Genomic DNA, 24,000 nt, shown 5'->3' with positions numbered 1-24,000 from the left:
TCCTCATAACGAAATTTTCAAAAAAGGCATTCTACTATTATTTTGACAAAATTCTGCTTATTTCATCATAAAATAGTTTTGCATCAAATTTAACTAAATAAGCCTCTGCTCCTATCTCTTTTCCTTTGTTTGCGCTGACTTTGTCGCTAATTGATGAGTTAAAAAGTAGCGGAATATTACTAAATCTCGCATCATTTTTGACTTGTGCGGCAAAATGGAATCCGTCCATTCTAGGCATTTCGATATCCGAAATAATGAGCTTTAATCGCTGATTTATAGTATTTCCCCATTGGTCATACAGCTGATTAAGACGCTCTAACCCAGCTACGCCATCAATCGCATCAACAACATCAAAGCCAATCTCTGTAAGTGTGTTGTGTAGTAGTTTGCGCGCAATAGAGCTATCATCGACAATGAGTGCGGTTCCGCTGAATTTTTGCTGTGCTTTGAATTGCTCTACATCGGCACTATCGCCACTTGGCATATGGAAATCAAGATCGTCAAGAATGCCCTCTAAGTCCAAAATAAGCAATGTGCGCCCGTCCTCTATGCGCGTTGTGCCGGTGATTTTACCCCTTTGCTCATCATTGCTTAGGCTAAACATAGCAGATTCTATATCTGCCCAACTTATTCGTCTAAGACGCTTTGTTGCATGGACGACAAAACCAAGTCGTTTGTTGTTAAATTCTGTAACAATTACCTTTTTTTGATACTTGATATCCTCTTTTGGCTTAATTCTCATCCAACGCGTCAAATCAATAAGTGGCAATATATCACCACGCAAATCAAACATACCCAGCATGTATTCTGGGCTACCGGGTGTTTCAAAAATTTCCTCAGGATAATCGACAATACCGCTTACCTTAGCGACATTGATACCATACACACCTTCATAAGTTTCGCCATCTTTGTCCTCATAGATTCTAAAATCCACAAGTTCCATTTCATTACTAGCAATACGCATAACATCGATTTTATCGCTTTTCAAATGCTCTCCTTATGTGATTTTATTATCAGGCAAGGATTGTATAGCAAAAATGCTTCCATTTATATAAAATGAGGGGAGAGAGACATACACAGCCCCATTGCTATAGGTTTGCCCGATATGAAAATGCCCCTCTATAACCGCATCAAAGATGGAATCTAGATTTACCAAATCGTCTATATTGAGCTTTTTCCGCATATATTTTTCATATGCACAGATTCTAAGTGGCGCAAACTCGCTCATTTGCGCCTTGCCAACCCTAATATGTTTGCGATTAACTTTTGCAATGATATTGTGATACAGATTACCAAAAGTTACAAAATCAATAAAACGCATACAAAACTGCAAAAATTGAGTTCGCATACATCGTATATAGAGTTCATATTTTGTGTTGAGAAATAAATCGCCGTGTGCTAAAAGAATGCGCTTTTTTGCACCATTAGATTCGAATAAAAATGCCTTTGGTTGGTCGTTGCGCGGGACAATAAAAATACGATTGAAATGCTTTTTTAACGCACCAATCCACACGAGATTAAAATCGTGATTGCCCTCAAACCACCATATTTGGGAATGCGCACTAAGAGATATGATAAGCTCTAAAAGCTCTTTATGTGTTTTGTGGCTTGAACTTATTCCACCAAACAGCAGATGAGCAATATCGCCCATAAGAAAGATTTGCGAGGGGATATTTTGCACCGAATCGAGCAGACTTTTAAAATAATTAAGAAGCGCAATTGAGGCATTTTTACTTTCATCGTTTAAAGTCGTATTGAGCGGCATAAAATGTGAATCTGCGATAAAAATAGCGTCATTATAAATAAGTGGTGCATTCTCCCAAAAGTGCGCGAGTTGCGAAAATGGTTCTATTTTTGAATCTAATATGATTGTAGAATCTTGCTTTGTCTGTGAAAGAGGATTCATAGCCTAAAAAATCCCATAAGGCACTTTTGGCATACCTAAGCCTTCATCAAGCCCACACATTAGGTTTGCATTTGCCAATGCCTGTGAGCTTGCCCCGCGCAAGAGATTATCAATTGATGAGTTGATATAGAGATTTTTATCCCTTGTGGCGACAAAAATATCGCAAAAATGGCTACCTACCACCTGTGCGATACTCACGGGTTTATCTCTTATACGGATAAATGGTTCGTTTTCATAGGCTTTTGTAAGCACTTCTTTTGCTTCCTGTGCGCTAAGGGTAGAATTGAGCGTGGCAAACACACTTACGAGCATTCCGCGCGTGAGCGGTGTGAGATGAGGGACAAAGACGATGTCAAAGTTTCTTTGGACTATATCACCGCATTTTTGGGAAATTTCGATTTGGTGGCGGTGTGTAAGAGGCGAGTAGCTGAAGAGATTCTCATTAATATGTGAAAAATGTGAAGTCTCGCTAAAGCCTTTCCCTGCGCCACTTACGCCACTTTTTGCATCAACAAATACGCCACAATTTATATCGATATAAGGAGCAAAGGGGAGCAGGGCTAGGAGCGTGGCGGTGGGGTAGCAGCCCGGATTAGCTATAAGATGAGCTTTTTTTATACTCTCTCTATTATATTCGGGTAGTCCATAGACGGCGTGAGAGAGATTTTCTTTATCAATATGGGGGCAGTAGTTCGCCTCATAATTAAGTGCATTTAGGCGATAGTCCGCGGACAAATCAACTACCTTTGCCTTAGGATTTATAGTAAAAATTTCCTTTGCCATCTCCATTGCACTCTTATGCGGTAGGGCGAGAAACAATAATTCGCAGGATTGCAAAGCCTCTTTTGCATCTGCCTTATGAATAGGCAAATGTGCCAAAGACAAGCCCATAAGCATTTTGTGAATCTGTCCCAATTCACCGCCACCTTGTGAATTTGCCACATACACGAGCGTAAAAATAGGGTGATTGACAAGGAGCTTAACGAGTTCTAAACCTGTGTAGCCGCTCACGCCGATAATGCCAACTTTTATTTTTGAATCTAACATAAATAACCCTTAGTATGTATTGATAAACTCATCAAGTATTGCACAAAAGATTCTAAAATGTGTTAAATCAAGCCTTTCGTTGCAGCTGTGCGGTTCGTGTATTGTGGGACCAATAGAGATAACTTCTAGGTTTAAGTCTGTATTATGCTTTAGAATTTGTCTTTTTAGAATCCCGCATTCAAGTCCGGCGTGAATTTGCGCTAGATGGGGTGTGATAGAGTGCTTAGAATAAATAGAATCTAAAAGCTTTAGGGCTTTGTGGTTTGAATCTATGCTTTTCTCCCACGGGCTGTAATATCCGCTCGTGCGCATAGTGCAGTGAGGATTCAAAAAGTGAATGCTTGATTGTAAGCGATTGATTGTGCGTTGCAAAAAAGAATCGGTATTTGCCCGTGCCATTATGATAATCTCTAGTAAAGAATCTTTTTGACGCAAGAGGGAGAGATTGAGTGATGAGAGTGTGCCTTGTGCTGAAGTTGCATACACCCCACTATGAATCCCGCAAATAAGCGGCACAATGGCATTTTGATGATAGACAAATGTCGGTGCATTCTCTAAAGATTGCAGAGATTTTGCTTCAAAATGTGCTCCTTGTGGAGTGCTAAAGCAAGATTCAATATTTTTCGCACATAGGATAGTTGCCTCCAGCCCCACAGGAATGGAGTTGCGCTTTTCCCCAGCATTAAGATTCACAATATAACTATCAAGGGTGGAGAGGAAAAAACCAAATTCCACGATAGCATTTTCTTTATTTTTGTGAATGTCAATACCGCTGTGTCCGCCCAAAAAGCCCTTGCTTGTGATATGGTAGATGTGTGGGTGTGTATTTAGCACAGAATCGAGGGGCTTTGCAAAATTTTTGAGGTTAATCTCACATTCTATATCCACGCCACCGGCGCAACCAAGCACAATTTCGTGTAAGTCCTCGCTGTCAAGATTCAGCAGCAAAGAGGATTGAATCTTAAGAGCAAGGTTGTTTGCGCCTATCATTCCCACTTCCTCATCATTGGTAAAGAGCAATTCAATGTCTTTTGCTTTTTGTGCGAGCATACACGCCATACCCACGCCATTGTCTGCGCCAAGCGAGGAGTTTTTAGCCTGTAAGAATCCGTCTTTTTTCACAATCTCTACGCCTAAATGCTGTGTAGAATCCCCAACGCACACCATATCATAGTGACTTTGCAGACAAATGCGCGGATTGCCCCTTTTGGCATAAACATTTTTTGCCTCATCGGCTTGCACTTCATAGCCTTGGGCTGTGAGCGTGTCGCAAAGGTAGGCAAACATATCTTGCGTGTGAAAGCTACAATGAGGAATGGCGCAGAGTGCGCTAAAAGCTTCGAGTGCATTTTCATAGAGGCTTTGTGAATCTTGGTGGGGTTTGGATTCTAAGTGTGGCATATATAATCCTTATACATCGTATTTTGGACTTGCTTGAAAGATTTCGCCCAAATCCGCGTTGAGGTGAGCAATTTTGCAAGAATTTTCAATGAGCGCAATAACCTTTGCGAGTGTGTAGAGGTCTCGTGCATATACATACACGCCATAGCCCTTAATCAACATAAAAGAGTGCGAATGCTCTTTGAAATATCGCGTGATGTCTGTATCGGATTGTTCTGACCAGCTATCATAATCTTTTGGGTCAAAAATATCAATGCGGGGTGCGAGAAACTTATACCCAAAATAATCCTTTGGCTCAAGTGTGTCATATTTAAGCGAGTAAGAGACGAGATAGGGTGGCATAGCATAAGCGATGAATTTTGCCTCACTAAAATCCTTATAAATCGCTGCGTGTATAGGTGTGTGCAAACTAGCCTCTTTCCAGCGATAATCCTGTTTTTGATAGAGCATTATCATAGAATCTTCACTGAGGTTATCAAAAATGACTTGTTGTTTGTTGATAATGAAGCGATTTTTTGACACACGCGCGGAGATTGCGCCGTGAAATATGCCAAAAAATCCCTTTTTAAACATTGCAAGTGAGATATGGGCAATATCCGCAATAAGTTTGCTATGAGCTTGAGAAGTATGTATATCCATAGGGTAAATTGTAGCATTTTGTAGGCAATGGTGCAAAAAACCGCCACAAATTAGCATAGATTCACAAATATAAATTATATTATGTAGGATTATTAAGTAAATTTACGAATAAAAGTTTATAATATAAGACTAAAGTTTAGTAAAATTTAGCAATATTTGTTTTTATTTGCTAATTTTGTGATATAATTCTTTTCGTTTCGTTAGAGAAACCAAAAACAAAGAAAATTGAAAAATATGCAGATTGTATATAATTATTGTAAAGGTGTAGAATCTTGAGCAAAAAAGAAATGTTGCTTTCTCGCGTGATTGTTGAGTATCTCAAGCATAGAGAACCAATTGGTTCTGAATCTTTAAAAATGCTTATGGATACAAAAATTTCATCTGCAACAATACGCAATTATTTTAAGGCACTTGCTGATGAGGGACTACTCTTTCAACCTCACATTAGCAGTGGGCGTATCCCTACACCACAAGCCTTGAAGTCGTATTGGTATAGGCAGTTTGATACAAAATCCGTGATTGAAATAGATTCGTTTGAGCGCATCAAAAAGGCTTGTTTTGAATCTCAAGTCTTTTGCGCGGTGAGTATTGAGCAGAGTAATCGGCTTTGTGCGATTACTCGTTTAGATGAACAGAGGCTTTTGCTAGAGTTTGAGCATATTGGTATTACCTTGCCCTTTTCGAATGCGATTGAGCGATTTTTGCGCGAATTAAAGGGCTTGGAGGTGAGCGATGTGCGTAAAATCGCCTATCAGGTGCGTGCTATGGAGTTGTTAGATGTGCTTAGTTATGCACAAAGCAGGAATTTATCACGCTTTGGCGTTGGAGCTCTAGTGCAAGCCTATCATCAAAATAGCGATGAACAGAGCTTTTACTCTATTATAGACGGAGGTATTTTTGATATTTTACAGAATGGAATATATTGTGAGGAGGTGCTACCTAAGGGATATGTGGCGATTATACAGGATATAGAGTTACAAACTTACCCCGATAAAAAGAGCAGAATGCTTTGTGTTGGGGCATTAGATAGGGATTTTACTCAATTTTTTGAGTATGTAAAATCTTAAAGAAAGGAGCGAGTATGCAAGAAAATAAAGACGAGCTACAAGAGCAGCTTGAAGCAGATTCACAAGAGGCGTTAGATTCTGCACAAGATACAGAATCTACGCAAGAAGTAGAATCGGCGCAAGACATAGAAGATTATAAGCGTCAATATGATGAGCTAAAAGATCAATATGTGCGAGCATTTGCGGATTTTGAAAATACAAAAAAACGATTAGAACGAGATAAAAATCAAAGCTTAGAATACGCTAATGAGCGTGTGATGAGTGATTTGCTTCCTGTGCTTGATACACTTGATAAGGCTTTAGAATCAGCTCGTGCTAATCCAGAGGCACAAGCCATCGCACAAGGCTTAGAGCTGACACTAGAATCTTTTAACAAAGTGCTTAACAAGCACGGCGTTGAGCGCATTGACACAAGTGGCGAGTTTGACCCAAACTTGCACGAGTGTTTAATGCAAGTGCCAAGTCAAGACAAGGAAGATGGAAGTATCCTTGCCACCTTGCAGCAAGGATATGTATATAAGAGCAGGGTGCTGCGTCCCGCAATGGTAAGCGTGGTCAAAAACCAATCTTAAAATTTAACTTTACAACAAAAGGAGTTCAAAATGGCAAAAGTAATAGGAATTGACTTAGGAACAACAAATTCGGCAATGGCAGTGTATGAGGGCAATGAGGCAAAAATCATTGCAAACAAAGAGGGGAGAAATACTACCCCTTCAATCGTGGCTTTTACTGACAAGGGCGAGATTCTAGTTGGTGAACCTGCTAAAAGACAAGCAGTAACCAACCCCAAAAAGACGATTTATTCTATCAAGCGCATTATGGGGCTTATGTTTAATGAAGACAAGGCGAAAGAGGCAGAGAAGCGATTGCCTTATAATATCGTGGATAGAAATGGCGCGTGTGCGGTGGAAATTGCAGATAAAATTTATACACCTCAAGAGATTTCAGCCAAGATTCTAATGAAGCTTAAAGAAGACGCGCAAAGCTATTTGGGAGAAGATGTAACAGAAGCAGTTATCACTGTTCCAGCGTATTTTAATGACTCTCAACGCAAGGCAACAAAAGAAGCAGGGACAATCGCAGGGCTTAATGTGCTAAGAATCATTAACGAGCCTACCTCGGCGGCTTTAGCATATGGGCTAGATAAGAAAGAAGCAGAAAAGATTATGGTGTATGACTTGGGCGGTGGGACATTTGATGTTACCGTGCTTGAGACTGGTGATAATGTCGTGGAGGTCCTTGCTACCGGCGGAGATGCGTTTTTGGGCGGCGATGATTTTGATAATAGAATCATTGATTGGGCAGCAGAAGAATTTAAAAGTGATGAAGGGATTGATTTAAAAAATGATGTAATGGCATTGCAGCGGCTCAAAGACGCGGCAGAAAATGCCAAAAAAGAGCTAAGTAGCGCACAAGAAACAGAGATTAACTTACCCTTTATCACTGCTGATGCGAGCGGTCCAAAGCACTTGGTGAAAAAAATCACTCGTGCGAAGTTTGAAAGCCTTATTGATGATTTAATCGAGGATACGATTAAAAAGATTGATTTTGTGATTAAAGATGCGGGGATTTCACAAAGTGATATAAGCGAAGTGGTAATGGTGGGCGGTTCTACGCGGATTCCAAAAGTGCAAGAGCGCGTTAAAGCATTTATTAGTAAAGATTTAAATAAATCAGTCAATCCTGATGAAGTTGTGGCTGTGGGTGCAGCAATACAAGGTGGTGTTTTAAAAGGCGATGTCAAAGATGTGCTCCTCCTTGATGTTACACCTTTGAGTTTAGGTATTGAAACTGCTGGCGGTATTTCAACCAAAGTCGTTGAACGCGGTGTAACTATCCCTACAAAGAAAACGCAAGTATTCTCTACCTACGAAGACAATCAACCTGCAGTGAGCATTAATGTACTGCAAGGAGAAAGGGAATTAGCGCGTGATAATAAATCGCTTGGGCGCTTTGATTTAAGCGGTATTCCGGCAGCTCCTCGTGGTGTGCCACAAATTGAAGTAACATTTGATATTGATGCAAATGGAATCTTAACCGTTTCAGCAAAGGATAAAGCCACAGGAAAATCTCAAGAGATTAAGATTAGCGGTTCAAGCGGACTTTCAGATTCCGAAATTGAAAAAATGGTCAAAGAAGCAGAATTACACAAAGAAGAGGATACGAAGAAAAAAGCAATTATTGAATTGCGTAATAATGCGGATTCTCTAGTGTATCAAACAAAAAAGAGCCTTGAAGAATTTAAGGATAAAATAGAATCTGCCGAAGTAGAAAAGATTCAAAGCGCGGTTGCTGCACTTGAAGAGACTTTGAAAAATGAAAATGCTTCAAAAGAGGAGCTTGAAGAGAAAATTAAAAATCTCACAGAAGTAAGCCATAAACTTGCTGAAGCAGCGTATGCCAAAGAGCAAGGTGGCACACAACAAGGCACAGATACAAAGAAAAAAGATGATGATGTCATTGATGCTGAAGTAGAGTAGGCTAAAAGCGCTTGACATAGTTGATAAAATCTCCTACAATAATTCGATTTAGATGCAATTTTGTAGGAGATTACAATGAATATATGGCGTATTGTTCAAATCTTTGTTTGTGTTCTTGTGATGGCATTAGGAATGCTAGGTTGTTCAAGTGAAGAGAAAGCACAGCAAGTGAAAGAAAAAAGGAGTGAAAAGTTGGAAGGCTTTGAGCAAAATGCCAAAATAAAGAAGCCTAATATTGTGATTCTTGCCACAGGAGGCACGATAGCTGGGGCGGTAGATTCTCAAATTAAAACAACAGGCTATAATGCAGGAGTAATAAGCGTTGATACATTGATTGAGGCTGTGCCACAGCTTCAAGAGATTGCACATATTCAAGGGGAGCAAATTGCCAATATTGATAGTGCGGATATGAATGATGAAATATGGCTCACTTTGGCTCAACGCGTGAATAAGTTGCTTGAGAATCCAAAGATTGATGGTATTGTTATTACTCACGGCACAGATACAATGGAAGAGAGCGCGTTTTTTTTACATCTTACTACTCGAAGTGATAAGCCTGTAGTGCTTACAGGAGCAATGCGTCCTAGCACTGCGATAAGTGCTGATGGTCCTAAGAATCTTTACAATGCACTTGCATTAGCAGCTAATACGCAATCAAAGGGCAAGGGCGTTATGGTAGTGATGAATGATAGAATCCAAAGTGCGCGATATGTGAGCAAAACACATAGTCTTAATGTAGATGCTTTTTCCTCCCCTAATAGTGGCGATATGGGCTATATTTTAGATGGTAAAGTATTTTTCTACACATTTCCAAATAAGCCTCATACAACTCATAGTGAATTTGATGTGCGCTCTTTGAGATCTCTGCCAAAAGTGGATATTCTTTATTCTTATGCTAATGATGGCTTAGCCATAGCGGCTCAAGCTTTGGCAAATCAAGGCACAAAAGGCTTGGTCATAGCAGGAAGTGGCGCTGGAAGTATCCATAAGAATCACAAAGATATGCTTAAAAAATTAATGCAAGAGGGTTTGATAGTCGTGCAAAGCTCAAGGATAAATAATGGCATAGTATTAGCAAGTGAAGCAGATGCTAAACTTGGCTTTATTGGCAGTGGGGATTTGAACCCACAAAAAGCACGTGTGCTTTTAATGCTTGCCCTTACTCAAACCAAAAATTCAGCAGAAATTGCAAAAATTTTTCAAAGATATTAATGTGATTTTAAAATTTGTTTATCTAGGTATAATACAATTCCATCTTATTATAGTTGCATAGACAACTTTAGAATATAAAGCCTTTATGAATGTTTGCAGATAATAGGGAAATTTAAAGATAGTAAGTAAGGACAAAAGAGTAACTCACCATATTCATAAGAATCCATATTCTACCCTTGATTTTAAAAACTCAAATTGTAGCACATATTTATAATTTCCTCTTAACTTTTTATTTTGCTATGAATTCTCTTAATGCTTGAATTACGCTATTTTGTGCCTTTTTAATAAAAAGTTAAAATTGATAACCCAAAGAGGCAGAGAGCAAATGAAGTTGTCCAAATCCACCTGTTTGATAAATACTTTTACGCCCATCTTTAAGACTTAGACTATATGCAACGCCTAGATTCCATTGCTCACTAAATGTTTTTCTCACTCCTGCACCAAACATATAGGCATTACTATCGGGGATTCCTATTTTATCTTGAGGCACAGGGGATTGGTCAAATGCCGCAGAAAACATTAGAAGTAGATTCTTTTGTGTCAAATAAGTAACCCCTAAACGCAAAGCAATAGTATCCTGCCAACCATCACCCATAGCCACTGCACCATAATCAGCTAACCCCATCATTGCTTCTAATTGTTGCGAACTAAATTGCATTACCATACCGCTAAGAGGCGTAAATTTGGGATTGCTAAAGTTAAATGCAAATTTATCTCCCTTGCTCCAATAAATTCTCTCATATACAAACTCTACACTTAATTGCTCAAAATAGTGCATTATTGCAATTTGCACGCTTGAAGGAAGCGTAACACCAAGATTTAAATCTGCTTTCATATTTACATTACCCACAGAACCACCAATATAAGTTGTAGCATCAAGACCGCCCTTGAGGTTAAAAGTTACGGGAGAAGTATAAACAACACTCAAAGTAGTTTTCTTGCTTTCAAATGGACGCATACTCATTGCAAGTTTATAGCCAAAGGCAAGATCTGCACCATTACTTTTTTGCTCTACTTTAGTCGCTCCTACAAGCCTTGTAGTAATCTCCATATCTCCCATACCAAAGGCATTTGCCACTTGTTTGGCATCCATTAGAGGGAGATAGCCACGTGGGGCTCCATCGGCATCTGTTTCTGTTGGAGATGGATAAGCACAAGGTCCCGGGTTACTTGTTTGCAAATTACCATTAAAATCATAAAATGTCCCTGTGTAACAATTCACATATGCTCCTAAGTTTTGAGCTTCTTTCATAGTGTCTGCCAAATTGCCACAACCATAAAAATCACTTGTGCTATAACCATTTTGAATACAATAATTTACGCCATTGACAAATTTATAGCCTGTTTGCTCTACCCCATTAATAGTAGTTTTATAAGTTTGATTAGGCACTTTATTGAATAATGTGGGCAAACAAATAGCTGTTTGACTTGCACAAGTCTTATCATTATACCGCCATTCTAAGTTACCATTTGTCCATTCACCCTGATAGTTCTCCCAATTCTTTTTAATTTTTGCGTTAATCTCTGCAACCTTTGCATTATAACCTGCAACATCAATGCTTTGTTTATTGTCATCAACATAAGGAGCAAACACACTCGGGTCAGGCATACCAAACCACGCTTCAGGATTAAATATTGTAGGCATTTGATATCGAAGCTTATTATTTAAGTGTCCTCCACCAGAAACTCCTAATCCTGCCAAAGCAGCTAAAGCATTACCTTGAGCTGTGTTTACTGCATAAATGAGCTGCGCCATAGCTGGTGGCACCATAGATTCTGGAATTTCATCAAAATCTTTAATATTTGTAATCACTTCACCGGGCTTATCTTTTGTGCCAAGTGGAACAAACACAGTGTTTTTGAAATTGCCCATTCCATAGAGAATCCGCGGACTTACCCCAATAGAAATACGTTCATCATAATTCCAGCTCAAAGAAGGACTAAATTCCACCATTGCAATCATCACATTGCGTAAAAAAGCTCCTGCCTCGCCATTCCAATTCATTGCTAATCCGCTAGGAGCAGTAAAACTCGCACCAAAATTCCAATTTCCCCACTTATTTTTAGCAGTTTTGCTTTTATAAAAAATCTTAGGCACAGGAAAAAATGTCGGGTCAGCAGAACCCTCAACTAATGCACCTCTCTCACTAAATCCCCATTCTCCGTGCTGGTTTTTCACTTCAGAGGGCACTTCAATGGGTGCACTCAAATCCACACCCAAAAAAGTGTTTGCTAAATTTGCCATATTTGAATCAATACCCAATGTCGTAGTGGTGCTTAAGCCCCAATTAATAGACCCCTCGCCAATATTTTTCAAATTCGTATCTGTTGTAAAAGCAAAACCCGGAATGTAAATGCCTGTAAAAGTAATATCTAAATCGTGTTTAGCCGTGTCTGATAATGGGTGAGAAAAACCCATATTAGCAGGATTATAATATGCGCTATCCGCCCCATAAGCTCCAGCGACATAAGCAGAATTCAGCGCGGTTGAATTAAGGCTCTGCTCATTTATTTTGAAGCCCGATGTATAGGCAAGACAACAACACAAAAGCAAGAGAACAAGACTTCTTAGCACACTTTTTCCTTATTGAAATATATAAGGTTGTGAAATTCTGTAAAGCATAGAAAATAACCTTACAAAAACTTTTATGGGCGCGAGATAGCAAAATATGTGCCTGAAAAATCTCACACAAGTTAAGGTCTTGCTCAAGTATGCACGAATTATAACCTTATAGTTGCATATGCAACAAAGGGCTGAATTTTATATTCCAAGGATAAATATGTCAAGGATGGATCAAAGAGGAATACGGAAAAATGCAAAGCCTTAAAACAAAGTCAAATATTCTGCACTTTTGCAAAATAGAATCTGCGAGATACAATCAAAGATTCTAAACTTTCCAAAATAGAAAGACGCAACTTTGCTATATTTTAGCTAGAATCCACAGATGCTAACACAAAAAAGGAACATACAGATGAATAACTTCAGTAGGCTGGGCTTTATTATGGCGACTTTGGGTAGCTCTATTGGTTTGGGACATATTTGGCGATTTCCATATATGGCAGGGGAAAATGGCGGTGGGGCTTTTGTGATATTCTACCTTATCCTTGCGCTATGTATTGGCGTCTCAATGCTGATTGCCGAAATGCTCCTTGGCAACATTGCGCGAAGCAACCCTTTAGATAATTACCCTATCCTTGATAAGCTTAATACCTCACCTACTGCACACGATAAATTAGACATACACAATCAGTCTGTGCAAGATTTAAAACCCCTTAATAAATCCCTGATGTGGCTAGGGATAAATGCCATTGCCGGACCCCTTATCCTTAGCTTTTACGCGGTAGTAATGGGCTGGATTCTGTATTATCTCATCTTTGTTAGCACTCATTTGCCTAGTGATATTCAAGGCTCTGTTGCACTTTTTAATGAGATTCGGACACAATCATTCCTGTGGCAGAGTCTTTGCTTTGCTAGTATTATTGCTTTTACTGCATTTGTTGTGGCGCGTGGGATTAAAAAGGGTATTGAGCGACTCAATCTTATCCTTATGCCTCTGCTTTTTATTATATTTGTGGGACTACTCATCTATGCACTTACGCTCGAGGAGTTTGGTAAAAGCTGGCATTTTATGTTTCATTTTGACCCATCGCGCATTACTCTTGATACGCTTATAGAATCTCTCGCGCAAGTCTTTTTCTCCCTCTCACTGGGCGTAAGCACGATAGCTGTCTATGCGGCAAATGCAAAAGAGGGTGAAAATCTCCTTAAAAGCGGCTTGTGGGTAGTAATAAGCGGTATTGTCATCTCGCTTATCGCCGGACTTATGATTTTTACATTTATTTATCATTTTGACGGGCAGCCAAGCGAGGGTGTGGGGCTTTTACTCATCTCTTTGCCCCTTGCATTTCATTCGCTGGGGAGCAGCGGAGAGGTTATTAGCATACTCTTTTTTATTGCTGTGCTTTTTGCCGGACTCACCTCCACAATCTCTATGCTTGAGCCGGGTGTGAGAATCCTCTGCGACAAGCTTAATTTTTCCCAAGCCAAAGCCTCATACACATTAGGCGGCGTGATTTTGATACTCGGCTTTCTTGTGATTTTGTGGAGTAATGCTGACCTTAATATGCCTACCATACGCGAAAAAAACCTTTTTGATATGCTCGATTTCCTCACCACACCACCTCCGTGCTTATGCCGCTAGGAATGTTGTGTGTGCTTCTCTTTTTGGGCTGGTATATCAAGGTGGAGAATCTGCGAAAATGGACGCCCTATCTGCCAAATACGCTTTTTTTCGTGTGGCTATGGATACTACGCATTGTCGCGCCCGGCATAATTTTAGTCATTTTTATCTCACAGCTTTTTTCTGCATAGAATCTCGACTATGGAGAGCACACAAAAGCCTACTATCGCTATTCTTGCCACAGGAGATTCGCACTATCGCTTCCTTGCATACAGAGCAGATTGCCAACATTGACAGCGCGGATATGAGCGCAGAGATATGGCTCACTCTCGCTAAGCGCGTTGATACCTTGCTTCAAAGCGCACATATTAGATTCTGTAAAATCATATGATGAAGCAGATTCGCATAATATGTATTATGGTGGCGATTTGGGCTATATAGAAAATCATCGCATTTTTTTTCGCCCACAGCCACAAGGTGCAATTTGTCCTTTAGTGTGAATGATTTAGACTCTCTGCCTCGCGTGGAGATTCTAGGCTCTTATGCAGGAGATGGACTTGCCACTGCTGCCAAAGCTCTAATAGAGCAAGGCACAAGGGGGCTTGTTATTGCTGGGAGCGGTGCGGGAAGCATACACGCACATCATAAAAGTGCGCTAAAAAAAGCTCATCAAAGAGGGCGTGGTAGTCGTTATAAGTTCGAGGATAAACTGCGGTAAAGTCATTGTAAATAAAGAGGATAGAGAATGTGGCTTTATTAGTAGCGAGGATTTGAATCCACAAAAAGCGCGTGTGTTGCTTATCCTTGCACTTACGCGCACGAGCGATAGGGGAGAAATTTCGCGCATTTTTGAATCTCTTAAGAGTTGATTCACAATTTGCAAGACACATAACATTACACAATACTAAACTTAACTTTGCTACAATATTTGCAAAAGTTATCTAAGGAGAGGGCGTTGGAATCATATCGCTTGAGAGTGTATTTTGAAGATACGGATTGTGGCGGGATTGTGTATCATACAAATTACCTTAAATATTGTGAGCGCGCACGAAGCGAATTGTTTTTTGCTAAAAATATGCAGCCTTTTGTGGAACAAAGTGGCTTTGTGCTTAAACACGCCGAAATGGATTTTGTCGCAAGCGCACATTTAGGCGATATGCTAGAGGTAAGAAACGAGATTTTAGAGTGCAAAAATGTTTCCATAAAGCTCAAGCAAAATGTGTATAGAATCTATGACGCACTTGCGCATTCTTTAAGTGATGCTCTCGTGTTTAGCGCGGTGATTACCCTTGCCTTTGTCGATGTGAAAAAGGGCAAACCTTGTAAGATTCCGACATTTATGCGTGAGATTTTAGAGGGCAAATCTTTAAGTTAGATTCTAAAAAATGGAGAAATAATGAATCTTGATATGCAAAAACCAAACATCGTTTATCCCTGTGTGTGGGAGTATCGCATTATCGGTGAGAGTGAGGAGAGGCTACGCGAACTTGTCTTTGAGGTAATGCCACGCGAATATAATATAAAGCTTGGCAAACACTCGGCACAGGGGCATTTTGTGAGTGTATATGTGAGCGTGGAGGTGCAGAGTGAAAGCGAACGCAATGATATTTTTGTGCATTTAAAACAAGATAAAAGCGTGAAAATGGTGTTGTAGGGCTTACTATGCGCTTTGGTAAAATCGAGTATTTGAATCTGCTTCCCTTTGATGTGTTTATCAAAAAATATCCCACGCCTTCATATTTTAAAATCTTTTTGGGCTTGAGGAAATCCTACCCTGCGAGGCTTAATAAGGATTTTTTGTATCGGCGAATTGATGCGGGATTTATCTCGAGTATCGCAGGATATGAGAGTGCGCGTCAAAAAAAAGCGACAAATGCGGGGATTGTGGCAAAGGGCGCGGTATGGAGTGTGCTCGCCTTGCCTCGAGCGCAAAAAGACGATTATCAATCTGCTTCATCAAATGCCCTAGCAAAGGTGCTCGGCGTGAGGGGCGAGATTCTTATTGGTGATAGGGCTTTGCACTACAATTTGGGTGGTGGTGAGAGCATCGACCTTGGTAAGCTATGGTGGGACAAACATCATTTGGGTTTTAGCTTTGGGCGATTGTGCTTTAATAAAGATAGCGCGTTTTATAAGCAACTCGCGCAAAGATTCATAAGAGTGCCTGTGAAGATTCCGCATTATATTTTGCAGGAACGAAGCAGACAGAGCAATATCGCTGCTGCGGATATTCTCGCATATCTTAAGCACATTCATTATCGTATAGGCAAAAAAGAGAGCATAGCCTTAAGTCGATTCTATACACAAATGCGCCTTAAGGGTATCAAAAAGCCTACGCGTTTTTAAAGGCTTGGTTATTACTTTTTGGCTATAATCATCCCTTTGAAACTCATTGAAACTCACAACAAAGGGCAAGTGTGAAAAAAACGCTTATTGTCGCGCAAGGGGGTATTGCAAGAATATTTCTTGATACGATTTTAGACAAATATTTTAGCAATGACTATTATGTGGTCGTTACAAAAGATATGTGTTTTATGCCCGATAATGCACCTAGCTCCTTTGAATTTCATTGTTTTGATTATACCTCTTCGTTTCGTCTAGGGGAGATTATAGACAACGACATTCATAGCGTGTTTTTGGTGCTCGAAGATAAAAGTGAGATAATTGCTACTTATGAGCTTATCCGCGCTATAAGCAAAAACGTGCGTATTGTAATGGCGCTTGAGGAACAAAAGAAAAGCGCACAAATGAAAAATGATAACAATGTGATTATTTTAAATGAAGAGCTGATTATTTCAAATAAATTTATCGAGCGTCTGCCAAATGTCCCGCTTATCCCGCGTAGTTTTGGGCTAGGGCAGGGCGAGATTATGGAAGTTGGTGTGCCAAGCGGGAGTATATACGCATATCGGCACATAGGTTCTATACAGCAGAAAAATTGGCGCATCGTTGGCATTTATCGTGGTGGCAAGTTGCTTTTAAGCACACATTCTTTGGTGATTCAGCCAAATGATAGTCTGCTTATTGCTGGAGACCCAAAAAAGCTTAATGATGTGTATAGGCAGATAAAAAGTGATATAGGGCAGTTTCCTGCACCATTTGGACGCGATATTTTTCTTTATATTGATATGTCGCTTTCAAGCGAACATAGAATCTTTAATGATGTGCAGGACGCAATTTTTTTAAATGATAATCTCAAAAATAATAAGCTTTTTATCCATTTGCTTAATCCCTCTAATTTCGCGTTCCTCAAATCAATAAAGGATTTAGAATCTAAGAGCGTAAAGGTTATGGTGGATTATAATAATGCGAGCTTTAAGGAGAAAATCGCTCAAGATTCACAGAAACGTTTTGGGTTGGTGATTGTGAATCACGATATTTTTGCTTTGCGTAAGAATCGTAAGGTGCTTTTTGACCTCTCAATCCCTGTGCTTAAGACAGGCTATGAGCATATAAGCGAGTGCAAACAGGGCTTTGTCGTGTTAAGTGAAAGTATGGGAAATGCGGATAATGTAGCTTCGGTAGTATTTGATGTGAGTAAGCAGCTCAAGCTTGATATTGATGTGTATGATTATGATACGGACGCGCTGTATCATAATGAGATTATGCAGCGATATGAGGAGCTTGCGCGGATTTTTAAATGCGATATGAATATGATACAAACAGATTCAAAAAATCCTATTTTGTATTTGCAAGATAGCTTTATCCCTTATTTGTGCTTTGTGCCATTTGAGCGGGGCATTTCGCGCACCAAGACCTTTTCATTTCTTTCTACTGATGCTCATAAAATTGTATCAATGAACAATAAGAATCCGCAGATTTTTATTCCACTTTCGCAAGTTAAATAAGGAGGAGAAATTATGGGCGAAATTGTGCATATAGAGACAAAAACTTCACAATATCCTATTTATATTGGGGCATTACCAAAAATAGAATCGAATCATAAGATTCTTATTGTTTCAAATCCAAAAGTCGCCGGGCTGTATCTCAAATATGTCCTAGAGCGTATTTTTGCGCCTGAAGTGTATGTGTGTATTGTGCCAGATGGCGAGAAGTATAAAAATATGCAAAATATCGAGTATATCCTTGAATGCGCTTTTACTCATCGCCTTGATAGAAAATCCTTAATGATTGCGCTTGGCGGGGGCGTTATCGGCGATATGGTGGGCTTTGCAAGTGGGATTTATCAGCGCGGGATTGATTTCATACAGATTCCAACAACACTTTTAGCGCAAGTTGATGCGTCTGTTGGGGGCAAAACCGGCATTAATAATAGCTTTGGTAAGAATCTTGTTGGGCTTTTTCATCAGCCACAAGCGGTATATATCGACCCCTCTATGCTCGCCACTCTCCCAAGTAGAGAGTTTGGAGCGGGAGTAGCAGAGATTGTCAAAATGGCGGTGTGCTTTGATAAGATATTTTTTGATATACTGCTTTCGCATAGGCTCACATTGCAGGATATAGTGTCTTTGAGTGCAGCCATAGCCACAAGTGTAAAGATAAAGGCAGGTGTTGTAAGTGCTGATGAGAAAGAGCGAGGCATTCGCGCCGCATTGAATTATGGACATACTTTCGGGCATATTATTGAGAATCTTACACAATATGAGAGATTTCTACACGGAGAGGCGGTAAGTATGGGTATGTGTATGGCAAATGCACTTGCTTGTGAGCTAGGAATGATGACGCAAAGTGAGTGTGAAAGCATAGAGAAACTGCTTGCAAGTTATGATTTGCCTACAAGATTTAGTTTTTCATCAGCGAGTGGATTTTATGAGAAATTCTATCTTGATAAAAAAAGCACAGATTCTAAGATTATGTTTATCTTGCCTCAAGGCATTGGTGATGTGAGACTACTTGATGATGTGCCAAAAGATGTTGTGTTAAAAGTGTTAAAAGCCTGTGGAGAATGTGATGAATAAATTAATCTTATGTGTGATTGCGCTGCTTTGTGCTACTCTATCTCTTGGCTTTGGAGATGATCTTTCGCTTAAAGAGCAGGTAGAGGTTATTGACAAGCAGCTAGAATCGAGCCACAATGCGTGGCTCAAGCACTATATGAGTATGCAAAACTATAATGAACTTAGTGATGAAATCAATATATTAAAACGAGAGATTCAATCTCATATCAATCCTCCCCGCTCACTCACTTCGCGCCTAGAGACTTTGCAAAGGCAGCAAGATTTGTTAAAAGACTATGCAAAAGAGCCATACAAGGAACTTCTAGAAATTAAGACAATCGATGAAGTGCCACAGATTACTAATCCATTTTTAGCTTTTTCTGGGTATTCTTTTATGAAAATAATGAGGGAGCAACAAAATGCGCTTCAAAGCAATTATGATAGTTTGCAGCATTTGCTTGATATGGTGCGTGAGAAATACACGCTTTTGCTTGAGCTAAGTTTTACTGATAAATCCCTTGAAGTAGCAAGTGCCATTGCTTCCACACAGAGAATGATAGAAGAGCTCGAGGGGGCACAAAAAATCTTAGAAACTTCGATTGATATTTATGTGCAAGAGAGTGAGAATATCAATACAAAGATTACAAATCAAATCAAAAATCAAATTATAAAAATCGTGTATGTAGGCATAGCAGTGCTTATTACGATTCTTTTAGCCTTTTTGCTGAAGCTCACTCTACGCAAATATATCCTTGATACAGATAGAATCTATACTGCAAGTAAGGTGATTAATTTCTTAAATATCACCATTATCGTGCTTATTCTGCTTTTTAGCTATATGGAGAATGTAACCTACCTCGTGGCGATTGTGGGTTTTGCTTCAGCGGGTCTTGCTATTGCGATGAAAGATTTATTTATGAGTGTGCTCGGCTGGTTTGTCATCGTGCTGGGCGGCACTGTGCATGTGGGTGATAGGGTGCGCGTGGTAAAGGATAATAGCATCTATGTAGGCGATGTACTGGATATTTCTATGCTAAGAATCACACTTTTTGAAGATGTAACACTCACAAGTTATAAGGAAAATCGCCGAGCTGGGCGCATTATCTTTGTCCCAAACAATTTTATTTTTACTACAATGTTTGCAAACTATACGCACGGAGGGCTAAAGACCGTTTGGGACGGGATAGACTTTAGTATCACCTTTGATAGCAATCATAAAAAAGCACTCAAAATTGCCACAGATATTGGTAAAAAATATGCCAAAGGCTACACGGAAATGGTGCGTCAGCAGGTGCATCGTATGCGCGATAAATACTCTCTACGCAATCCAAATCTTGAGGTGCGAAGCTATTGTATGATAGAGCCAAATGGACTTAGAATCTCAATGTGGTATCAAACAAACGCCTATGCCACACTCGCCTTGCGTAGCACGATTTCAGGGGAGATTATCGAGGCAATTTTAAAAGAAGATGATATACACATCGCCTATCCTACAACTAAAGTTGTTGCCACCGGTGGCAATGGTATTGGCGATACTGCCTCTATTTCTAGTCATACCTCCGCAAATGCCTTGCTAGGCGGCGCGATAGAATCTTAGCGAAGGATATATTTTGCAAAAAAAGGTATATTTTAAAACCTTTGGCTGTCGTACAAATCTCTTTGATACACAGGTAATGAAAAGCTGCATAGGAGAGGAGTTTGAATGCGTCAATGATGAGGAGAGCGCCGATGTGGTGGTGGTAAATTCTTGCACGGTAACAAATGGTGCAGATTCTGGTGTGAGGGGCTATCTCAATAAAATACGCCATTTGGATAAAAAAGTCTATCTTACCGGCTGTGGTGTGGGGACAAGGGGAAAAGAGCTTTTTCATAATAATCTCGCCCATAGTGTATTCGCCCATAGTTTTAAAGAATCTATTGGAGATTTTTTGCGCACAGATGAGCGATTTTTTTATGAAGAAAAAAACGAGACACATATCGATAGCACGATGATTGCGGAGTTTGCAAATAAATCACGCGCGTTTTTGAAGATTCAGGAGGGTTGTAATTTTTCGTGCAGTTATTGCATTATTCCTTCTGTGCGTGGGCGCGCACGGAGCTACCCAAAGGAGAAGATTCTAAATCAAATCTGCGCTTTAAGTGAAAATGGCGTAGATGAGGTGGTGCTAACAGGCACGAATGTTGGTAGTTATGGCATAGATTTAGATAATTATAATCTTGCCAAACTTATTTGTGATATAAATGCTCTCAATGTCCTTAAACGCTTACGCGTAGGGAGCTTAGAGCCTAGTCAAATCAATGATGAACTTAAAGATGTTTTGAATCTACCCCTAATGGAGAGACATTTGCATATCGCACTTCAACACACGAGCAATACAATGCTAGAGGTAATGAATAGGCTAAATCGCGTGGAGAGTGATTTAGCCTTGTTTGATGAGTTTGCTCAAAAAGGCTTTTGTTTGGGGAGTGATTTTATTGTGGGACACCCCGGCGAGAGTGAGGAAGTGTGGCAGGAATCTTTGCATAACTTTAGAACCTTTCCGCTTACGCATTTGCACCCCTTTATTTACTCTAAGCGTGATGGCACAAGGTCTAGTGCTCTTGTAAATGAAGTCAAGGGCGATATTGCTAAAGAGCGACTACATACGCTTAAAGATATTATCACGCATAATAACGAATCCTTTAGAAAAGCTCATAGAGTGCCTTTAGAAGTGCTTGTTGAGAGCAAAATAGAATCTGCAAATGGCTTTATGTATAGTGGGCTTGACCAGTTCTTTAACCGCTTTTATTTTGTATCCTCTCAAGAGGGTTTAGAGGGCAAATGGCTCACATTCACATCTTATGAGATACACAAGGAGGGGAATTATGGTAAAGTCTAAAAGTCTCATCGTGGGGATTGTTGGCGTTGTTGTCGTAGCAATTCTTGTCGTGGTGATGCTTATGCGTGATAATACCCAAGTGCTTAGCACACAAGAAGCACAGACTTTGCTTTCGAGTGGAGAAGTGCGCAATGTGAGTGTGGATAATGACTATTTGTATTTTACACATAAAGATGACAATTATAAAGTCTATCTCTACCCCATTCCGCTTGAAGCGTGGGGCTATATGTTCCCCATTAAAGTGAGACAAACATTTTTTAGTAGCGAGATTCTGGGCGAAATTGGTGTGATTGTTGTCGTATTTTTAGTCCTAAGCCTATTTTTTGCGCTTGTGCGTTCGCACAGAAAGAACAAAATCCCTCAAAAAATACAAAATGAGCCTATACGAGAGAGTGTGCCACTTATAGAATCTAGCTTTATGCCAATGAGTAGTGCAGTGCGTTTTAAAGATGTGGCGGGGATTAGCGAGGTAAAAGAAGAGCTTGTAGAAATTATTGATTATTTGAAAAATCCTAAGCATTATCAGGATTTGGGCATTACTTTGCCTAAGGGTGTGCTACTTGTTGGACCTCCGGGTGTGGGTAAGACAATGATAGCCAAGGCTGTGGCTGGTGAAGCCGGTGTGCCATTTTTTTATCAAAGCGGTTCAAGCTTTGTGCAAATCTATGTCGGTATGGGTGCAAAGCGCGTAAGGGAGCTTTTTGCGAGGGCAAAGGCAAAAGCACCGAGTATTATTTTTATTGATGAGATTGATGCAGTGGGGAAAGCGCGAGGCAACACACGTAGTGATGAGCGCGAGGCAACACTCAATCAACTTTTAACAGAAATGGACGGCTTTGAAGATTCTAGTGGTGTGATAGTCATCGCAGCAACAAATAAGATGGAGGTGCTTGATGAGGCACTTTTGCGTAGTGGGCGATTTGATAGGCGAATCTATGTAGAGCTGCCAAACTTGCAAGAGCGAGAACATATTTTGGGGCTGTATTTGCAGGATAAAAAGCACGAGCTTGACATAGAGGAGGTGGCACGCTTGTGTGTGGGTTTTAGTGGTGCAGCTCTTGCGGCACTCGTAAATGAATCCGCTCTCAACGCTCTAAGGCGCAAATCAAATGTGATACAAAAAGAAGATATTTTAGCCACGAAAGACAAGGTGTTGATAGGCAAAAAGAAAGTGTTGAGCCTAAGCGAGAAAGAAAAAGAGATTCTAGCTCTTTATCAGGGTGCAAAGGCGTTGAGCGCGTATTGGTTAGAGGTGGATTTTGATAAAATTGCACTTGTGAGTGAGAGTTTTAGGGCTGTGGATAAGGAGATTGTGAGTAAGCAGGAGCTTATGGCGCAAATCAAGGTCGCCCTAAGTGGCAATATCGCCGTGAGTTACATTTATCAGCAGAGTTTTAGTAATGCAAAAGAAGATATTGCACGTGCTAAAGGCATAGCTATGCAGATGTGCGAGGAATATGGAATGAGTGAGCGATTATTGAGCGATAGTAGCGATGTGGCGGCGATTTTAGAATCTGCACAGAGTGAGATGCGCGAATTTATTACTAACTCAAAAACCGCCCTTTTAGCAATTTCTAAAGCCTTGCAAGAGCGCGAACGACTAAACAAGGACGAGATAAAAGCAATCTATGAGGGTTTAAGAATCTAGAATGTAAAAATTTCTTGTTTGTAACTTTTTGTCAATATGCTCGACTTTCATAAATGAGTGTTGAATTAGAATCCTCATAAAATGCCTTTGGAAAGAGATAATCTCCGCTAAAGGCGGGTAAATCAATACGTTCATAATCTATATTGAGCGGAATAATGGGCGATAAGATTTGCTCGAGCAAAGTCGTGCAGTATAGTGCGCCTTTGTTTGAATCTAGCACAAAAGTTTTGCCAAGATAGGCGGACACTTGCAATGCGATATGCTCCTTTTGAGCTTTGCTTAGATTTAGTCGTTTAATCGCAATGTTTTGCGCGTGGGATAAAAATTCATCAATGGAGCTTAGAATCACCTGATTTGGCATTTTGAGATTATCATCTGGTGTGGCGTGTAAGATAATAATAGGTTTTGAGCTAACAACCAATCCAATGTGTGTATAGCGATGTTTGCTTAGGCGTTTAATCACTACACTTTCTATGCCTATACCTTCTCGTAGAATCATATCGCCTATCTGCAATGGAGGGAGAGGGCGCAAATCTTTGTGTAAAAGCGTGGGGGTAAGAGATGAGGGGGAGAAATTAAAAAGCGTTGCGATACAAAGTGCCACAACGCCAAAACATAACGCAAGCAATACGAGATAGAATC

Annotated in this window: 23 protein-coding genes; 16 read left to right on the top strand and 7 right to left on the bottom strand. The window is 40.0% G+C overall.

Annotated elements, in window-relative coordinates; translation table 11 throughout:
* Positions 1–37: 37 nt before the first annotated feature.
* Genes BN2458_RS08175 through BN2458_RS08155 form a run of 5 tightly spaced genes read right to left on the bottom strand, consistent with a single transcriptional unit; the run spans position 38 to position 5,029 of the window.
* Entirely contained in the window at positions 38–988 is a 951-nt protein-coding gene (locus BN2458_RS08175) for a chemotaxis protein CheV (RefSeq protein ID WP_034343790.1), read from the bottom strand.
* A 9-nt stretch (positions 989–997) separates the two neighbouring features.
* Positions 998–1,906: a metallophosphoesterase gene (locus tag BN2458_RS08170; RefSeq protein ID WP_231944772.1), complete on the bottom strand. Its 909-nt coding sequence runs from the start codon at positions 1,904–1,906 to the stop codon at positions 998–1,000.
* A gap of 3 nt (positions 1,907–1,909) precedes the next feature.
* Positions 1,910–2,953 (bottom strand): N-acetyl-gamma-glutamyl-phosphate reductase, encoded by a 1,044-nt coding sequence (gene argC, locus BN2458_RS08165; RefSeq protein ID WP_034326236.1) that lies wholly within the window; start codon positions 2,951–2,953, stop codon positions 1,910–1,912.
* 9 nt (positions 2,954–2,962) lie between these two features.
* Entirely contained in the window at positions 2,963–4,354 is a 1,392-nt protein-coding gene (locus tag BN2458_RS08160) for a M20/M25/M40 family metallo-hydrolase (RefSeq protein WP_058122090.1), read from the bottom strand.
* 9 nt (positions 4,355–4,363) lie between these two features.
* On the bottom strand, positions 4,364–5,029 hold the full coding sequence (locus BN2458_RS08155) for a class II aldolase and adducin N-terminal domain-containing protein (protein WP_407081050.1): 666 nt from the start codon (positions 5,027–5,029) through the stop codon (positions 4,364–4,366).
* A gap of 236 nt (positions 5,030–5,265) precedes the next feature.
* Between BN2458_RS08155 and BN2458_RS08150 the strand changes: the two genes are divergently transcribed.
* The 4 genes from BN2458_RS08150 to BN2458_RS08135 all read left to right on the top strand — a co-directional run bounded on the left by BN2458_RS08150 (position 5,266) and on the right by BN2458_RS08135 (position 9,752).
* Positions 5,266–6,060, top strand: a complete 795-nt coding sequence (locus tag BN2458_RS08150; protein WP_173644086.1) for an HrcA family transcriptional regulator — start codon at positions 5,266–5,268, stop codon at positions 6,058–6,060.
* 14 nt (positions 6,061–6,074) lie between these two features.
* Positions 6,075–6,632: a nucleotide exchange factor GrpE gene (gene grpE / locus BN2458_RS10010; RefSeq protein WP_034326230.1), complete on the top strand. Its 558-nt coding sequence runs from the start codon at positions 6,075–6,077 to the stop codon at positions 6,630–6,632.
* A 30-nt stretch (positions 6,633–6,662) separates the two neighbouring features.
* On the top strand, positions 6,663–8,540 hold the full coding sequence (dnaK, locus tag BN2458_RS08140) for a molecular chaperone DnaK (protein WP_034342856.1): 1,878 nt from the start codon (positions 6,663–6,665) through the stop codon (positions 8,538–8,540).
* Positions 8,541–8,615: 75 nt separating this feature from the next.
* A complete protein-coding gene (locus tag BN2458_RS08135) occupies positions 8,616–9,752 on the top strand; it encodes an asparaginase (RefSeq protein WP_081951431.1) in 1,137 nt (378 codons plus the stop codon).
* 292 nt (positions 9,753–10,044) lie between these two features.
* Here the strand turns inward: BN2458_RS08135 and BN2458_RS08130 are convergent, their stop codons facing one another.
* On the bottom strand, positions 10,045–12,327 hold the full coding sequence (locus BN2458_RS08130) for an outer membrane protein transport protein (protein ID WP_034342854.1): 2,283 nt from the start codon (positions 12,325–12,327) through the stop codon (positions 10,045–10,047).
* Positions 12,328–12,724: 397 nt separating this feature from the next.
* Between BN2458_RS08130 and BN2458_RS08125 the strand changes: the two genes are divergently transcribed.
* The 12 genes from BN2458_RS08125 to BN2458_RS08080 all read left to right on the top strand — a co-directional run bounded on the left by BN2458_RS08125 (position 12,725) and on the right by BN2458_RS08080 (position 23,358).
* Positions 12,725–13,954 carry a sodium-dependent transporter gene (locus BN2458_RS08125; RefSeq protein WP_320409759.1) on the top strand — a complete coding sequence of 410 codons (1,230 nt, stop codon included), beginning with the start codon at positions 12,725–12,727 and terminating at the stop codon, positions 13,952–13,954.
* 7 nt (positions 13,955–13,961) lie between these two features.
* The gene (locus BN2458_RS10600; protein ID WP_320409758.1) at positions 13,962–14,324 is read left to right on the top strand and encodes an asparaginase domain-containing protein; all 363 of its coding nucleotides are present in this window, start codon (positions 13,962–13,964) and stop codon (positions 14,322–14,324) included.
* A 93-nt stretch (positions 14,325–14,417) separates the two neighbouring features.
* Positions 14,418–14,651, top strand: a complete 234-nt coding sequence (locus BN2458_RS10745; protein ID WP_052082117.1) for a hypothetical protein — start codon at positions 14,418–14,420, stop codon at positions 14,649–14,651.
* Entirely contained in the window at positions 14,614–14,802 is a 189-nt protein-coding gene (locus tag BN2458_RS10740; protein WP_138117651.1) for a hypothetical protein, read from the top strand. Before BN2458_RS10745 ends, BN2458_RS10740 begins: the two co-directional genes overlap by 38 nt.
* Positions 14,803–14,888: 86 nt before the next feature.
* On the top strand, positions 14,889–15,308 hold the full coding sequence (locus tag BN2458_RS08115) for a YbgC/FadM family acyl-CoA thioesterase (protein WP_034326226.1): 420 nt from the start codon (positions 14,889–14,891) through the stop codon (positions 15,306–15,308).
* A gap of 21 nt (positions 15,309–15,329) precedes the next feature.
* Positions 15,330–15,587 (top strand): HP0495 family protein, encoded by a 258-nt coding sequence (locus BN2458_RS08110; RefSeq protein ID WP_034326225.1) that lies wholly within the window; start codon positions 15,330–15,332, stop codon positions 15,585–15,587.
* Positions 15,588–15,595: 8 nt separating this feature from the next.
* The gene (locus tag BN2458_RS08105; RefSeq protein ID WP_034326223.1) at positions 15,596–16,279 is read left to right on the top strand and encodes an MqnA/MqnD/SBP family protein; all 684 of its coding nucleotides are present in this window, start codon (positions 15,596–15,598) and stop codon (positions 16,277–16,279) included.
* 71 nt (positions 16,280–16,350) lie between these two features.
* Positions 16,351–17,781: a COG3400 family protein gene (locus BN2458_RS08100; protein WP_034342853.1), complete on the top strand. Its 1,431-nt coding sequence runs from the start codon at positions 16,351–16,353 to the stop codon at positions 17,779–17,781.
* Positions 17,782–17,793: 12 nt separating this feature from the next.
* Positions 17,794–18,852 (top strand): 3-dehydroquinate synthase, encoded by a 1,059-nt coding sequence (gene aroB, locus BN2458_RS08095; protein WP_058122089.1) that lies wholly within the window; start codon positions 17,794–17,796, stop codon positions 18,850–18,852.
* The gene (locus BN2458_RS08090) at positions 18,845–20,428 is read left to right on the top strand and encodes a mechanosensitive ion channel domain-containing protein (protein ID WP_058122088.1); all 1,584 of its coding nucleotides are present in this window, start codon (positions 18,845–18,847) and stop codon (positions 20,426–20,428) included. Before aroB ends, BN2458_RS08090 begins: the two co-directional genes overlap by 8 nt.
* Positions 20,429–20,441: 13 nt before the next feature.
* The gene (gene mtaB / locus BN2458_RS08085; RefSeq protein WP_034326216.1) at positions 20,442–21,710 is read left to right on the top strand and encodes a tRNA (N(6)-L-threonylcarbamoyladenosine(37)-C(2))-methylthiotransferase MtaB; all 1,269 of its coding nucleotides are present in this window, start codon (positions 20,442–20,444) and stop codon (positions 21,708–21,710) included.
* Positions 21,697–23,358: an AAA family ATPase gene (locus BN2458_RS08080; RefSeq protein WP_034326215.1), complete on the top strand. Its 1,662-nt coding sequence runs from the start codon at positions 21,697–21,699 to the stop codon at positions 23,356–23,358. The genes mtaB and BN2458_RS08080 overlap by 14 nt, the downstream gene beginning before the upstream one ends.
* Positions 23,359–23,389: 31 nt before the next feature.
* Here the strand turns inward: BN2458_RS08080 and BN2458_RS08075 are convergent, their stop codons facing one another.
* Positions 23,390–23,986: a C40 family peptidase gene (locus tag BN2458_RS08075; protein ID WP_161594485.1), complete on the bottom strand. Its 597-nt coding sequence runs from the start codon at positions 23,984–23,986 to the stop codon at positions 23,390–23,392.
* Positions 23,987–24,000: the final 14 nt, after the last annotated feature.

The sequence above is a fragment of the Helicobacter typhlonius genome (assembly GCF_001460635.1).
Classification (GTDB): Bacteria; Campylobacterota; Campylobacteria; order Campylobacterales; family Helicobacteraceae; genus Helicobacter_C; species Helicobacter_C typhlonius.
The sequence above is the reverse complement of the archived record's forward strand: the minus strand, read 5'-3'. Positions and strand labels throughout refer to the sequence as shown.

What these genes read in the sequence shown, in the direction of transcription:
- BN2458_RS08170 (WP_231944772.1), bottom strand. Translation starts at nt 1,906, where the DNA reads ATGAATCCTCTTTCACAGACAAAGCAAGATTCTACAATCATATTAGAT.
- argC (WP_034326236.1), bottom strand. Translation starts at nt 2,953, where the DNA reads ATGTTAGATTCAAAAATAAAAGTTGGCATTATCGGCGTGAGCGGCTAC.
- BN2458_RS08160 (WP_058122090.1), bottom strand. Translation starts at nt 4,354, where the DNA reads ATGCCACACTTAGAATCCAAACCCCACCAAGATTCACAAAGCCTCTAT.
- grpE (WP_034326230.1), top strand. Translation starts at nt 6,075, where the DNA reads ATGCAAGAAAATAAAGACGAGCTACAAGAGCAGCTTGAAGCAGATTCA.
- dnaK (WP_034342856.1), top strand. Translation starts at nt 6,663, where the DNA reads ATGGCAAAAGTAATAGGAATTGACTTAGGAACAACAAATTCGGCAATG.
- BN2458_RS08135 (WP_081951431.1), top strand. Translation starts at nt 8,616, where the DNA reads ATGAATATATGGCGTATTGTTCAAATCTTTGTTTGTGTTCTTGTGATG.
- BN2458_RS08125 (WP_320409759.1), top strand. Translation starts at nt 12,725, where the DNA reads ATGAATAACTTCAGTAGGCTGGGCTTTATTATGGCGACTTTGGGTAGC.
- BN2458_RS08110 (WP_034326225.1), top strand. Translation starts at nt 15,330, where the DNA reads ATGAATCTTGATATGCAAAAACCAAACATCGTTTATCCCTGTGTGTGG.
- BN2458_RS08105 (WP_034326223.1), top strand. Translation starts at nt 15,596, where the DNA reads ATGCGCTTTGGTAAAATCGAGTATTTGAATCTGCTTCCCTTTGATGTG.
- aroB (WP_058122089.1), top strand. Translation starts at nt 17,794, where the DNA reads ATGGGCGAAATTGTGCATATAGAGACAAAAACTTCACAATATCCTATT.
- BN2458_RS08090 (WP_058122088.1), top strand. Translation starts at nt 18,845, where the DNA reads ATGAATAAATTAATCTTATGTGTGATTGCGCTGCTTTGTGCTACTCTA.
- BN2458_RS08080 (WP_034326215.1), top strand. Translation starts at nt 21,697, where the DNA reads ATGGTAAAGTCTAAAAGTCTCATCGTGGGGATTGTTGGCGTTGTTGTC.